The organism is Nonomuraea candida (genome assembly GCF_000725485.1).
In the GTDB taxonomy this organism is placed as follows: domain Bacteria; phylum Actinomycetota; class Actinomycetes; order Streptosporangiales; family Streptosporangiaceae; genus Nonomuraea; species Nonomuraea candida.
This window is the reverse complement of the sequence record NZ_JOAG01000005.1, coordinates 105,683-118,745: the sequence shown is the minus strand read 5'-3', so window position 1 is coordinate 118,745 and position 13,063 is coordinate 105,683. Positions and strand designations below refer to the sequence as shown.

Here is a 13,063-nt window from a genome sequence, read left to right as displayed (position 1 = left end):
CACGGGTCACGTGCAGGGCTCTCCATTAATGGGACAAACGTTTCGGTAGTCTGCGTCTTGGCATGTCCCACAACGAGGAGACTCGATGGACCAACCATCCCGCTCGGCGGGAACCGTGCGGCCCGGCGGCCGCACGGCGAGGGTGCGCGCGGCCGTGCTCGAGGCCACTCAGGACGAGCTGGTCGAGCGCGGCTTCCACGGCCTGACCATGGACCAGGTCGCGGCCAGGGCCGGCGTCGGCAAGACCACCGTCTACCGGCGCTGGGGCGGCACCCCCGGCCTCGTGGCCGACCTCATGAACGAACTGGCCAACCAGTCGTCCCCGCACGCCGACACGGGCGGCATCGAGGGCGACCTGCTGGCCAACGCGCAGTCCGTGCTCGACGCGATCACGGACGGGCGGCTCGGGGCCACGTTCCAGGCCGTGATCGCCGCCGCCACCGCCGACGAGCAGGCGGCGGCGGCGCTGCGGACCTTCTACCTGCGCCGCATCGAGGAGTGGGCCAAGGCGGTGGACCTGGCCGTCGAACGGGGCGAGCTGCCGCGGGGGACCGACGGGGGTGAGGTGATCAGGGCGATCTCCGCGCCGCTCTACTACCGGCTGGTGGTCACGCGGGAGCCGGTGACGCGGGAGGACGCCGAACGATCGGTCGCACGCGCCCTGGCCGCCGCCAGGGCGGGGGCGTTCGTCGCCGCCGAACCGGCTCCCGCCCCGCGCGCCCGGCCACGCGCCCACAAGGCCGTACGCGCCCACCCGGAGCGGCAGGGGTGAACACGTGGTTCACGGGGTCGAGCGGGGCCAGATGGAGCCGTACCACCACAGGATGCCGCCCATCACCACGAGGCCGCCCGCCGTGGCCAGTTTGCCCATGAGGTCGGCGGGCGGGCCCGTGTAGGGGAGGCGGCCGTGCCGGTGGCCCCAGGGGCAGTCGTTCTCGACGTGGCTGGAGTCGATGAGCGTCTCCGGGGCGTGCTCGCTGACCGAGTACGCCTCGATCTCGGCCCCGCTGCCCTTGCCCACCGGGATGTGCCGCTCGATGGTCTTGCGGGCCGGGATCGAGCCGCTCGCCACGCTCACGCCGTCGGCCTTCAGGTCGAAGCGGGCCAGCTGGCGGGTCTGGTTGTGCAGCCGGACGGCCACCTTGCCGGACTTGCACCCCACGTCGTCCACCGTCATCGTGAACGGGTCTCCGGCGTCGTCGCCGGGGCCCGGCCACGCGCCGGCGGCGGCGGGGAACAACAGCAGGACGGCGCCCAGCGGCAGGGCGGCCAGGGCGAGGCGGATCCCGGTGCGCATGTGCTCCCCCCGAATGTGATCTTCGCTACCTAAAGTTCCCATCTGTGTACGAAGAGTAACATCGACACTCCGGGGGAGCGCGCACCCCCGCAGGTACCTCATGATGGATGTATGGCGGAAGCGATCTACGTCGGCGGGTTGCTGGTGGCGACGCCACTTCTCGACGACCCCAACTTCCGGCGTAGCGTCGTGCTGATCCTCGAACACGACCACGACGGCGGCACCCTGGGCGTCGTGCTCAACAGGCCGAGCGACATCTCCGTGACGCAGGTGCTGCCCGTGTGGGACCCGTTGGTCACGGGGCCCTCTGTGCTCTTCGAGGGCGGGCCGGTGCAGACCGACAGCGCGCTGGCGCTGGCGGCCGTGCCCAGCGGCGAGGAGCCGCTCGGCTGGCGCCGGCTGCACGCGGGCACCGACGCCGTGGCGCGGCTGGGCACGGTCGACCTGGACGCGCCGCCGGAGATCCTGCAAGGGGAGATCGCGCAGATGCGCATCTTCGCGGGATACGCGGGCTGGACGTCGGGGCAGCTCGAGAGCGAGATAGCCGAAGGGGCCTGGTACGTCGTCGACTCGGAGGTCGGCGACACCTTCCACGCCGACCCGGCCTCACTCTGGCGGCGGGTGCTGCGCCGCCAGCGCGGGGAGCTGGCCTTCGTGGCCACCTGTCCCGACGACCCGACCCTGAACTGACCTCCGGCCGGACCGGCGCAACCGGCCCCGTCCGGGCCGGGGCCGGGCGGGTCTTGGGGCCGGCGGGTTCAGCGGTGGGCGGGGTTCAGCGGTGGGCGGGGGCTCGGCGGTGGGCGGCGTTCGGTGGCGGTGGGTCCAGTGGCGGGTGGGTTCAGCGGCGGTGGGTACGGTGGCGGGCGGGTTCAGCGGCGCAGGTCCCAGCCGGGGCGCAGGGAGCCCTCGGCCAGTTCGATGCACTCCGCCATGCGCTGCCGCACGTCGCCGATGGTGGCGTCGGAGCGCGGGCACTCGAAGCCGACCCGCAGGGTGGACATCGCGAAGCCCACGATCAGGTGCGTGAGCTGGTCGTCGTCGGCCGCCACGCCCCGGCGCGCCGCGACCGCCGTGGCCAGGCGCTGCTCGGTGGCGCGCCCCCTGGCCATCGACAGGCCCATCAGGCGCGGATGCTCCTCCATGAGCCGCCGCAGCTTCATGAACCTCTCCTCGTTCTCGGGCGTCACGCCCTCGACGTCGTTCAGCACCGCGCGCAGCGCGTGCATGAGGGAGGTGAACGGCGGCTCGTCCGCCGGCCGCCCGGCGAACGTCTCCAGCATGATCTGCTCACCGTGGTCGTGGAACCACAGGGCCACGTGGTCCTTGCCCGTGTAGTAGCGGAAGAAGGTGCGCGGCGAGATCTCGACCGCCCCCGCTATCTGCTCGATCGTCGTCGACTCGTATCCTTGTTCGAGGAATAGGTCGAGCGCCGCGTCCAGGATCGCCAGACGCGTCTTCTCCTTCTTGCGTTCCCTCAGACCCACTGTGGTCACTTCCTCGAAACCTTTCTGTCACAGTGTGCCATAAGTCATAAGGCGACGAATAAAAGTCGTTTGTCATCTGTCGTCGACTGTCATAGCCTACCGAGGCTTACGAGATCCATGCCCCGGTGCGGGGCGGTACGTGTAATAGGGGGACTTACATGGCTCACGCGAAGGCGGTCGACGCGCCGCCTCCGTCCGGCCCTGTGGAGCGGGGGACGGGGGGCAACCCGTGGCTCGTGCTGCTGGCTGTCAGCCTTGGTGTGATCATGGTGATGCTGGACGGCACGGTCGTCGGCATCGCCAACCCGGTCATCCAGGCCGACCTGAAGGCTTCACTTTCCGACCTGCAGTGGGTGACCAGCGGCTACCTGCTGGCGCTGGCGGTCTTTCTGATCACCGCCGGCAAGCTCGGTGACCTGTTCGGGCACAAGCGGGTCTTTCTGATCGGTGTGGCGGGCTTCGCGATCTCGTCGGTGGGCATCGGTCTCAGCGCCGAACTCGCCGAGATCATTCCCGGCGTCACGCCGGTCGGCGCGCTGATCGGGCTGCGGGTGCTGCAGGGCCTGTTCGGCGCGCTGCTGCAGCCGGCCGCCCTGGCGCTGCTGCGCGCGGCCTTCCCCGGTGAGAAGCTGAACCAGGCGATGGGCGCCTGGGGCGCGATCATCGGCCTGTCCAGCGCCGCCGGCCCGATCGTGGGCGGCGTGCTGGTGGAGAAGGTCAGCTGGGAGTCGGTCTTCTTCATCAACGCCCCCGTCGGCGTCGTGGCGCTGATCATGGGCATTCTGCTGATCAAGGAGAACCGCTCGCAGACGCTGGCGCGCATCGACTGGCTCGGCGTGGTGCTGCTGTCCGGCGCGATGTTCTCGCTCGTCTGGACCATCATCAAGGCGCCCGAGTGGGGCTGGGGCGACAGCACGACGCTGACCTTCATCGCCGTGTTCGTGGTGCTCATCGGGGCGTTCGTGTTCTGGCAGAGCAGGGCCAAGCAGCCGCTGGTGCCGCTGTCGCTGTTCGCCAACCCGTCCATCTCCATCGGCACCTTCCTGATGATGATGGTCGCGTTCGCGATGTTCGGCGCGATGTTCTTCCTGGGCTTCTTCTTCCAGGGCGTGCACGGGCTGTCGCCGCTGGAGGCCGGTCTGCGCATGCTGCCGATGAGCGCCGGCATGATCGTCGCCTCGCCGCTGGCGGGCATGGCGCTCGGCCGGTTCGGGCCGAAGATCACGATGGCGTCCGGCCTGCTGGTCACCGCGCTGGCGATGTTCCTCATGTCCCGGCTCAGCATCGACGCCTCGTTCATCGAGAGCGGCATCCCGTTCGTGCTGCTGGCCTTCGGCCTCTCGCCGGTCTTCGTGGGCGCCACGGAGATCATCGTGGGCAACGCGCCCGTTCAGCTCAGCGGCGTCGCCGGTGGCCTGCAGCAGTCGGCGATGCAGGTCGGCGGCGCGCTCGGCACCGCGATCCTGGGCGCCGTGATGGCCGGCGAGATCTCCGACACGCTGGGCGGCTACCTCGGCCCGGCGGCCGCGTCGATCCCGCCCGAGCAGCTCGTGGCCCTGGAGAAGGCCGCCGCCTTCGGCACCGCGCCTCCCGGGCTGTCCGAGCAGATCGGCAACGCCGTGCACCTGTCGTTCATGGACGGCATGCACCTGGCCTTCCTGGTGAGCACCTGCATCGCGGTGCTGACCGCCGCGCTGACGCTGTTCGTCAAGGCCGGCAGGAAGACCGAGGGCGCGCCGGTCCACGTCGGCTGACCCGGCACGTTCCCCATGCGGCCTCCGCTCACCAGGGCGGGGGCCGTACGGTTGTGTGGGGACGCGGTCCCGGCCGGGCATAAACTCGGTGGGGTGAGCACGAAGATCCTCCCTGAGCAGGAGACCACTCCGCGGACGTCGCACGGCGACGGCGATCACGAGCGGTTCGCCCACTACGCGGACAAGCACAAGATCACCGAGAGCATGGTGACCGGCACGCCCATCCGTGCCCTGTGCGGCAAGGTCTGGGTGCCCAGCCGCGATCCCAAGAAATACCCGGTCTGCCCGGAGTGCAAGGAGATCTACGAGGGGCTGCCCCAGGGCGGCGACGGTGACGGCGACAAGCAGTGAGTGTTGCTGAGCGGTAATCCCGCCGCGGGGAGTTACGGTCTGTAGCCAGACCAGCTCGAACCGCATCGGGGGGATTGCATGGCCGGGCGTGCGACCGCTGTCTCGTTGGCATGCCTGCTCGCGGCCTCCCTCCTGCCGCCGCTCCACCCCGCGGCCGCCCGTACGACCGGTTGCGCCCGCCATCACGGCGTGCGGGCCCCGGCTCCGGACGGCCAGGGGGCCTCTCACGGCCAGGGGGTTTCTCACGGCCAGGGGGTTTACGGCCAGGGGGTTTCTCACGGTCATGCGGTCTCTCACCGTCATGGCGTGCGGGGGGCCGATCCTGACGGTCGTGGGGCGCGGGCGCCGAGGCCGCGGTCGCCGAAGCCGGAGGACGTGGCCAAGGTGATGGCCGAGCTGCGCGAGCGGCTCGCCGGCGTGACGCCGCCCAGCCGGATCACCGTGCCCACCCGCGTCCACGTCATCACCCGCGGCCCCGGCCGCGAGGTCTCCGACCAGGAGGTCAGGGCCCAGATCGACGTGCTCAACGCCGCGTACGCCGGCGCGTACGGCGGCATCGACACCGGCGTGCGCTTCCGCCTCGACGGCATCTCGGTCCGGCAGGAGCCCGCCTGGTTCGCCGACCCGGTCCGGCACGAGCAGGCCATGAAGGCCGCCCTGCACCAGGGCGGCGCCGACACGCTCAACCTCTACATCGCCCAGCTCAGCGAGCTCATGCTGGGCTTCGCCGGCTACCCCTACTGGTACGAGGGCGCCCCGGTGCTCGACGGCGTCGTCATCGACTGGCGCAGCCTGCCCGGCGGGGCGATGAGCAACTACAACCGGGGCTTCACCGGCGTGCACGAGATCGGCCACTGGCTCGGCCTGTTCCACACGTTCGAGAACGGCTGCGCGGAGCCCGGCGACGGCATCGCCGACACCCCGCCCGAGGCCAAGCCCACCGAGGCGTGCCCGCAGGACAAGGACACCTGCGCCGACCGGCCGGGCAAGGACCCCGCGCACAACTACATGGACTACGCCCACGACCGGTGCATGTGGGAGTTCACCCAGGGGCAGGCGGAGCGCATGCACCAGATGTGGGCGGCCTACCGCACCACCCCCGCTGCCTGACATTTCCGGCAAACTACGATGTGCTGGTGACAGCACCAAAGGCACTCGACGCTCCCCACCGCTCCACCGGCATCTTCGGCCCCGAGTACCGCACGGCCACGTTAGGCATGCTGCTGGTGGTCACGCTGATCGCCTTCGAGGGAATGTCGGTCGGTGTCGTCATGCCCGACATCTCCAAGGACCTCGACGCGCTCGGCCTGTACGGGCTCAGCTTCTCCGCCTTCCTCATCGCCAGCCTGTTCATGAACGTGGTCGCCGGGCTCTGGTCGGACCGCCGCGGCTACCCGGTGCCGTTCATGTCCGGGGTGGTGCTGTTCGCGGCGGGCATGGCGCTGGCCGGGGCGGCGTCATCCTCGGAGATGTTCCTGGTGGCCCGGGCGGTGCAGGGCCTGGGCGGCGGCGCGGCCATCGTGGCGCTGTACGTCATGATCGCCCGCGTCTACGCCGTGGAGGTGCGCCCCAAGGCGTTCGCCGCCATCTCGGCCGCCTGGGTCGTGCCCGCCATGGTGGGCCCGTCCGTGGCCGGGTTCGTCGGGAGCCAGTGGGGGTGGCGTTACGTCTTCTACGGCATCGTGCCGCTGGTCGTGCCCGCGCTGGTGATGCTCGTGCCGGCGCTGCGGATGGGCGCCTCCGGCGAGGTCAGGCCGGGGACCGGAGCCCGGTCCAAGCCGGTCGCGATGACGCTGGCCGCCACCGCGACCGCCGGCGGGGCCGGGCTGCTGCTGCACGGCGTGGACCGGCTGCACACCAACGCCCTGCCGGCCGCCGCCGAGACGGTGGCCGGGCTGGCCCTGCTCGGCTACGGCCTGTACCGGCTGCTGCCCCCGGGGGCGCTGCGGTTCAGCCGCGGGCTGCCCACGACCGTGCTGATGCGCGGCTTCTTCTCCGCCGCCTTCTTCGGCGTCAACGCCTACATCCCGCTGGCGCTGCAGGAGGTCAAGCACTTCGACACCACGGCGTCGGGGATCGCGCTGACGACCGGGGCGCTGGGCTGGTCGGCGGGGTCGTGGCTGCAGAGCAGGCGGACCGGCGAGCCGTACAAGAGGATCCGGCTGAGCGCCGGCCTCCTCACCGTCGCGATCGTGGCCTGCCTGCTGTGCGTCCTGCCCGGGGTGAGCGGGTGGATCGCGGTGCCGGCGTGGATCCTGGCCGGGTTCGGCATGGGCTTCGGCATGACCACGGTCAGCGTCACGGCCATGCGGCAGTCGCCGGTGCACGAGCAGGGCGCGAACTCGGCGGCCCTGTCGGTGTCCGACCAGCTCGGCTCGGCGCTGACGATCGGGTTCGGCGGCGCGCTGGTGAACGTGATCGGCCACTCCTCCGGCCAGATCGCCACCGGGTTCCTGGTCATCTCGGCTCTGATGGCGGCCATCGCGCTGAGCGCGGCGCTGCTCGCCGTACGCACCCGCTGAATTCCGTCCCTCCCGTCACAGCGGTCACTGTTCTGCTGATCCCTGTCGCGGGGAGTGATAGGACAGCGGGCAGGGAGGTGCCATGGAGGGTGATCACCGTGTCTGGCCCCCTGAGCCGGGGCCGGGGCGTCGCCGTACTCCTCCGCAGGACCCGGGGCCCGCGCCCCGTGACGAGGAGCCGCCACGGGGACGGCGAGAGCGCCCTCCCCGGCCCGGCGACGATCACCCTCCCGAGCCCGGCCCCCGACGCCCTCCGGACCCCGGCCCGCAACGCCTTCCCGGGCCCGGCCCGCAGCGCCTTCCCGGGCCCGGCCCGCAGCGCCTTCCCGGGCCCGGCCCGGACCTTCCTCCCGAGCCCGGCCGGCGACGCCCGTCCGGGCTCGCCCCGCGACGCCCTGCCGGACTCGGCCGGGGCCGGCCTTCCGAGCCCGGCCGGGGCGGCGCACCGGAGCCCGGCTGGGGCCGATCTCCTGAGCCGCCCTCCGGACCAGACTGGGGCCGATCTCCTGAGCCGCCTCCCGAGCCCGGCTGGGGACGCTCTCCCGCGCCGCCTCCCGAGTCCGGGCGGGGACGAGGTGCTCCCGAGCCACCCCCTGACCCCGGCTGGGGGCACGCCCAGGAGCCGGCGCCCGAGCCCGGCTGGGGGCACTCGGCGGGGCGGCCTGCCGAGCCCGGCCGGGGGCGTTCGCCCGAGTCGCCTCCCGGGCCCCGGCGGGGGCGGCGCGCTCGGCCGTACGCGATCGACGGGGGCGCGGGAACGCCGGGGGAGCCCGGCCGGCCGGGGAGCGGCCGCTCCCACCCGCTGGACCTGGACGAGGAGCCGCCCTGGAACCCCCGCATCCGCAGGACCGCCGCGCCCGGCCCCGCCCGGGCGCGGGAGCGTCCCCCGGAGGCGTGGCAGGACCTGCCGCCCTCGGCCCGCCTGCACGGCTCTCCGGCCGCCCCCGGCGGGCGCCGGGCCCGCGCCGCCGAGACGCCGGCGTGGCGGCGGGCGACGGTCGTGCTGGCCTGCCTGGCGGCGGGGACGGGGCTGCTGGCGGGCGCGGGGGCGACGATGGCCGCGCTGCGCCTCACGGGCGCGCCCGAAGCTCAGGGGGCCTCGGGGAGCCTGAGCGACGCCCAGGCAGGGGTACGGGCGACGCTGCCGGACGGCTGGAGCGCGGGCACGGTGGCCCCGGTCACGGGGTTCACCTCGGTCGTACGCGACGAGCAGGGCGCCCTGGTGATGGCCAGGCCGGTGCCGGGACCGATCCAGGACGCCGGGAAGGCCGCGGCGGACGCCGCGGAGCTGTACTCCAGGCTGCTGCTCAAGGGCGACCGCGTCACCGTCGTGGACGACCGGCGGCTCCCCGACGGGCACACCCGGGCGCTGCGGGCCGAGTACCAGGACGTGGTCAACCGCCCCGCGTTCCTCAGAGTGATGCTGCTCACCCGCGCCGACCGGCCCGTCCTGCTGATCGGCCTGCTGCAACCGGAGCAGAACCACCGCAGGCAGGCGCTCGACGCGGTGATGACGAGCCTCCGATAAGCCGCATAGCACGTGAGGATGACCTTGGCCAGAATCCTCGGCTCACGGCACGTCTTGTCGGTGGGCCCGATTACCCTTGGGTCACTGTGAGAGAGCGAAGCACACGAACCTCAGAGGTGATGCGGTGAGCACCTTCGCCGCGTCCCACCTTTCGCCTTCCTATCCCGACCGGGCCGCGTGGGGCACCGCGCCCAAGCTGCGCGCCTGGCAGCAGGAGGCGTTCGACCTCTACTTCAGGCGCGAGCCGCGTGACTTCCTCACCGTGGCGACGCCGGGCGCGGGCAAGACGACCTACGCCCTGCGCATCGCCAGCGAGCTGCTGGCCAACGGGGTGATCAGGGCCGTCACCATCGTGACGCCCACCGAGCACCTCAAGCGCCAGTGGGCCGACGCCGCCGGGCGGGTGGGCATCGCCATCGATCCGGAGTTCAAGAACAGCCAGGGCGCCACCTCCCGCGACTACGTCGGGGTGGCGGTGACCTACGCGCAGGTCGCCATGCACCCCGCGCTGCACCGGGCCCGCACGGAAAACCGCAAGACCCTGGTCATCTTCGACGAGATCCACCACGCGGGCGACGCCAAGTCGTGGGGCGACGGCGTGCGCGAGGCGTTCGAGCCCGCCACGCGCCGGCTCCAGCTCACCGGGACCCCGTTCAGGTCCGACGACAACCCGATCCCGTTCGTCGCCTACGAGGAGGACGCCGAGGGCCTCAAGCGCAGCGTCGCCGACTACTCCTACGGCTACGGCCCGGCGCTCGGCGACGGCGTCGTGCGGCCGGTCATCTTCCTCGCCTACTCCGGCGAGATGAAGTGGCGCACGCGGGCGGGCGACGAGATCGCCGCCACGCTCGGCACCCCGCTCACCAAGGACCAGCTCTCCCAGGCGTGGCGGGCCGCGCTCGACCCGAAGGGCGACTGGATCCGCCAGGTCATGCAGGCCGCCGACCGCCGGCTCACCGAGGTGCGCAGGGGCGTGCCCGACGCGGGTGGCCTGGTGATCGCCACCGACCACGAGACCGCCCGCGCCTACGCCCGCCACCTGCGCAACATCACCGGTGAGGGCGCCACGGTGGTGCTCTCCGACGACCCGGGCGCGTCCAAGAAGATCAAGCAGTTCGCGGCCTCCGAGGACCGCTGGCTGGTGGCCGTGCGCATGGTGTCGGAGGGCGTCGACATCCCCCGCCTGTGCGTCGGGGTCTACGCCACCTCCACCTCGACCCCGCTCTTCTTCGCCCAGGCCGTCGGCCGTTTCGTGCGTGCGCGCAAGCGCGGCGAGACCGCCTCGGTCTTCCTCCCCTCGGTGCCCACGCTCATGGGGCTGGCCAACGAGATGGAGGTCGAGCGCGACCACGTGCTCAACAAGCGGCCTCCGGAGGACGGCCTCGACGACTCGCTGCTCGAACAGGCCAACCGCAAGCAGGACAACCCCGACGTCCTGGGCGACGAGCTGCCGTTCGAGACGATGGAGACCACGGCCACCTTCGACCGGGTGCTCTTCGACGGGGGCGAGTTCGGCACGGGCGCCGAGGTCGGCTCGGCCGAGGAGGAGGACTTCCTCGGGCTGCCCGGCCTGCTGGAGCCCGACCAGGTGGCGACGCTGCTGCGCAAGCGGCAGTCCGACCAGCAGGCGGCCCGGCGCAAGCAGCAGACCGACGAGCCCAGGCAGGAGCTGTCGCCGCACGAGCAGATCGCGGAGCTGCGGCGCGAGCTCAACGGCCTGGTGGGCGCCTGGAACCACCGCACGGGCCAGCCGCACGGGGTGATCCACTCGGAGCTGCGGCGCGCCTGCGGCGGCCCGCCCATCGCCCAGGCCACGGTGGAGCAGATCCAGGAACGCATCGCCATGATCCGCCGCTGGGCCACCCAGCGCCGCTGAGACGTCCCCGCACAGCCGGGAGGCCGCCCCGCCGGGGCGCCGTGGGAAGGCGGCGTTCGACGGACGCCCGGCTCCTGGCCAGGCGCCGCCCGTCGTCCTCGCCCGTCGTCCTCGCCCGACGGCCGCACCCTGACGCGGCGGCGGCCCTCGATGCGGTCGCGTCGGCCGGCGCGAAGCGGGCGCCGGGTTCCGGCCCCCATCACCGGGACTTCAGGCGTTCAGTGAACATCGCCCCGGGTAGTGAAGCCGATATTCGCGGCCCGAGTTCCTGCCCGGCCTGTGTCGAAGGTGCGACGTCATGGGCGGGGCGGCGTTCATCTGAATGTGGCGCTCTCGCGTACCACGGACAATCGCACAACGCATTCGACTGGCGGTCGCCGGGAGAAGGGAAATGCATATGATGATGCCGGCTCTCCACCTCTCGGTGGCAACGCCGATCTCACTGGAGCCCCACCACGTGTCCCTGTTCATCCTGACCGGCCTGGCCGGCCTGACGGTGACGGCGATGCGGGAGTTGCCCCGCCGGGCGCATCCCGCCGTGGCGGTGACCGGCACGGGCGTCCTGGTCGTGATCCTCGCCGTGCTGGCGCTCGCCTCCCTGGCCGTGCAGGGAGCGGCCTGAAACACTCGGGGCGTGCGGCGCGCCACCCCGGGCGCCGCGCGCCGGTTCGATGGAGATCCCACCTCAAGGGTACGAACCAGCTCCGGGACCGGCGATGACGATGAGTGACTCTGCGCATTTGGACACAGAGCAGTGACCTTCTGTTAGAAGCTCGACGGAAGCGGCAACAACCACTCTTGGCTGTCTCGCGGATATGCAGAAGGACTTTGCCCATGTCGTCTGAGGCCACCGGCAAGTCGACGCTCCTCGTCACTTCCGGCCTCTCTCGAAACGCCATCATCATCAGGCTCGAGGGCGAGCTCGACGTGAACGCGCTGCCGATCCTCCGGGAGCACCTGCAGCGCATCTGGGAGCTGCCCCCCAAGCCCTTTCTGATTCTGGACCTGGGTGAGGTCTCGTTCTGCGACTCCATGGGCATGAACGAGCTCGTCGAGATCATGCAGTTCTGCGAGTCCAGGGAGACCAGGCTGCTGCTCGGCGGGGTTCAGGGGGTGATGGCCCGGGTGCTGTCGATCACCGGACTGCGGCACGCGTTCGAGGTGTTCGCCAGGTTCGACGACGCCCTGCGTCTGGCCGTCGCGCAACCCTGACCGGCGCCGCGGCTCCAGGTCGCCGAGGCTCCGGGCCTCTCCGGAGCCCTCACGCGTGCCCGGCCGGTCGGCGGAGCCCTCACGCGTGCCCGGCCGGTCGGCGGGGACCTCGTGCGTGCCTGGCCGGTCGGCGGGGACCTTCGTCCCCGCCGGGGTCACGTCGTCAGCTCCGGGATGGGACGCCCGCTGCGGCCGTCCGTCGGGATGTAGCCGGGCTCCGCGCGGACGGGGACGCGCAGCGCGGCGGTGCCGTCCTTGACGTGCACCGGCAGCACGAGCGGCTCCCGGTGCCGCAGGGCCAGCGCGGGCCGGTGCTCGCCCAGGCGCGGAGCCGAGTGCAGCCAGATCAGCAGCTCCCTGCCCCGGGCGCGCAGGGTGACCTCGGCCGTGTCGCACTCGCGGGGGACGGCCGGCCAGACCAGCACCAGGTCCTTCCCGGCCCGCGCGGCCCGGGGGACCGGCGCGCGCTCGTCACAGGAGGAGGCGGGCAGCGCGGTCGGGCCGGCCGCCGCCGGAGCGGGCAGGGCCTGCACCGGCGGCCCTGCCGGTGACGAGGGTCCGGTCCGTGACGGAGGCTCGGCCTGTGTCGAGGGCTCGGTCTGTGTCGAGGTGGCGGTCTGTGCCGAGGGCTCGGTCTGTGTCGAGGGCTGAGTCTGCGTTGAGGGGGCGGTCTGGGTTGCGGGGGCGGCGACGGTGTACGACGCGGCGGGCCGGGCCGGGACGGCCGGATGGAGCTGGTTCATCGCGATCGTCCCGGCCTCCAGCAGGGCTAACGTCACGATCGCGCCCACCCGCTCGGACCGGGTGCCCTTGACGAGCAGCCACAGGCACAGAGGAGCGAGAAGGAGCCAGGCCACGCCGAGAGAAAGGGGCAGCATGAGGGGGAACCTCCCAGTGATTGGAAGATCTATTACTCAGCGTATTACTCCGGCTTCGGAGTGGGTTCGCCCTCTTCGATATCACATGACCGGAGCGTTGCCCAGTGTGCACGCTTCGTGATCGACTGCCGCCGTGCCCGGGCAGCGGCGGACCGGTG

At 72.0% G+C, this 13,063-nt stretch carries 13 protein-coding genes; 10 read left to right on the top strand and 3 right to left on the bottom strand.

Features of this window, described 5'->3' with window-relative positions; translation table 11 throughout:
* Positions 1-85 precede the first annotated feature (85 nt).
* Complete coding sequence (locus IO39_RS04210) at positions 86-772, top strand: TetR/AcrR family transcriptional regulator (RefSeq protein WP_084772232.1); 687 nt, start codon at positions 86-88, stop codon at positions 770-772.
* Between the two features lie 9 nt (positions 773-781).
* Here the strand turns inward: IO39_RS04210 and IO39_RS04205 are convergent, their stop codons facing one another.
* The gene (locus IO39_RS04205) at positions 782-1,297 is read right to left on the bottom strand and encodes a hypothetical protein (protein WP_043616205.1); all 516 of its coding nucleotides are present in this window, start codon (positions 1,295-1,297) and stop codon (positions 782-784) included.
* Positions 1,298-1,408: 111 nt separating this feature from the next.
* Here IO39_RS04205 and IO39_RS04200 point away from each other — a divergent pair, with 111 nt between their 5' ends.
* A complete protein-coding gene (locus tag IO39_RS04200) occupies positions 1,409-1,987 on the top strand; it encodes a YqgE/AlgH family protein (protein WP_043616202.1) in 579 nt (192 codons plus the stop codon).
* A 182-nt stretch (positions 1,988-2,169) separates the two neighbouring features.
* On the opposite strand, the gene IO39_RS04195 is transcribed toward IO39_RS04200, so the two are convergent.
* Positions 2,170-2,793 (bottom strand): TetR/AcrR family transcriptional regulator, encoded by a 624-nt coding sequence (locus tag IO39_RS04195; protein WP_063765208.1) that lies wholly within the window; start codon positions 2,791-2,793, stop codon positions 2,170-2,172.
* Between the two features lie 149 nt (positions 2,794-2,942).
* On the opposite strand from IO39_RS04195, the gene IO39_RS04190 reads away from it, so the two are divergent.
* From IO39_RS04190 to IO39_RS04155, 8 genes are all read left to right on the top strand, one after another.
* Positions 2,943-4,538: a DHA2 family efflux MFS transporter permease subunit gene (locus tag IO39_RS04190; protein ID WP_043616200.1), complete on the top strand. Its 1,596-nt coding sequence runs from the start codon at positions 2,943-2,945 to the stop codon at positions 4,536-4,538.
* A gap of 93 nt (positions 4,539-4,631) precedes the next feature.
* Positions 4,632-4,889, top strand: coding sequence for a DUF3039 domain-containing protein (locus tag IO39_RS04185; RefSeq protein WP_043616197.1), 258 nt, complete (start codon positions 4,632-4,634; stop codon positions 4,887-4,889).
* 375 nt (positions 4,890-5,264) lie between these two features.
* Complete coding sequence (locus tag IO39_RS04180; protein ID WP_052422428.1) at positions 5,265-5,999, top strand: zinc metalloprotease; 735 nt, start codon at positions 5,265-5,267, stop codon at positions 5,997-5,999.
* A 26-nt stretch (positions 6,000-6,025) separates the two neighbouring features.
* Positions 6,026-7,411 carry an MFS transporter gene (locus IO39_RS04175; protein WP_245641802.1) on the top strand — a complete coding sequence of 462 codons (1,386 nt, stop codon included), beginning with the start codon at positions 6,026-6,028 and terminating at the stop codon, positions 7,409-7,411.
* A gap of 1,000 nt (positions 7,412-8,411) precedes the next feature.
* Positions 8,412-8,939 carry a hypothetical protein gene (locus tag IO39_RS50245; RefSeq protein ID WP_052422427.1) on the top strand — a complete coding sequence of 176 codons (528 nt, stop codon included), beginning with the start codon at positions 8,412-8,414 and terminating at the stop codon, positions 8,937-8,939.
* A 124-nt stretch (positions 8,940-9,063) separates the two neighbouring features.
* The gene (locus tag IO39_RS04165) at positions 9,064-10,815 is read left to right on the top strand and encodes a DEAD/DEAH box helicase (RefSeq protein WP_043616190.1); all 1,752 of its coding nucleotides are present in this window, start codon (positions 9,064-9,066) and stop codon (positions 10,813-10,815) included.
* A gap of 457 nt (positions 10,816-11,272) precedes the next feature.
* Positions 11,273-11,437, top strand: coding sequence for a hypothetical protein (locus IO39_RS04160; RefSeq protein ID WP_157547883.1), 165 nt, complete (start codon positions 11,273-11,275; stop codon positions 11,435-11,437).
* A gap of 212 nt (positions 11,438-11,649) precedes the next feature.
* The gene (locus IO39_RS04155) at positions 11,650-12,027 is read left to right on the top strand and encodes an STAS domain-containing protein (protein WP_043616184.1); all 378 of its coding nucleotides are present in this window, start codon (positions 11,650-11,652) and stop codon (positions 12,025-12,027) included.
* A gap of 155 nt (positions 12,028-12,182) precedes the next feature.
* On the opposite strand, the gene IO39_RS04150 is transcribed toward IO39_RS04155, so the two are convergent.
* Positions 12,183-12,905 carry a hypothetical protein gene (locus IO39_RS04150; protein ID WP_157547881.1) on the bottom strand — a complete coding sequence of 241 codons (723 nt, stop codon included), beginning with the start codon at positions 12,903-12,905 and terminating at the stop codon, positions 12,183-12,185.
* Between the last annotated feature and the right edge of the window lie 158 nt (positions 12,906-13,063).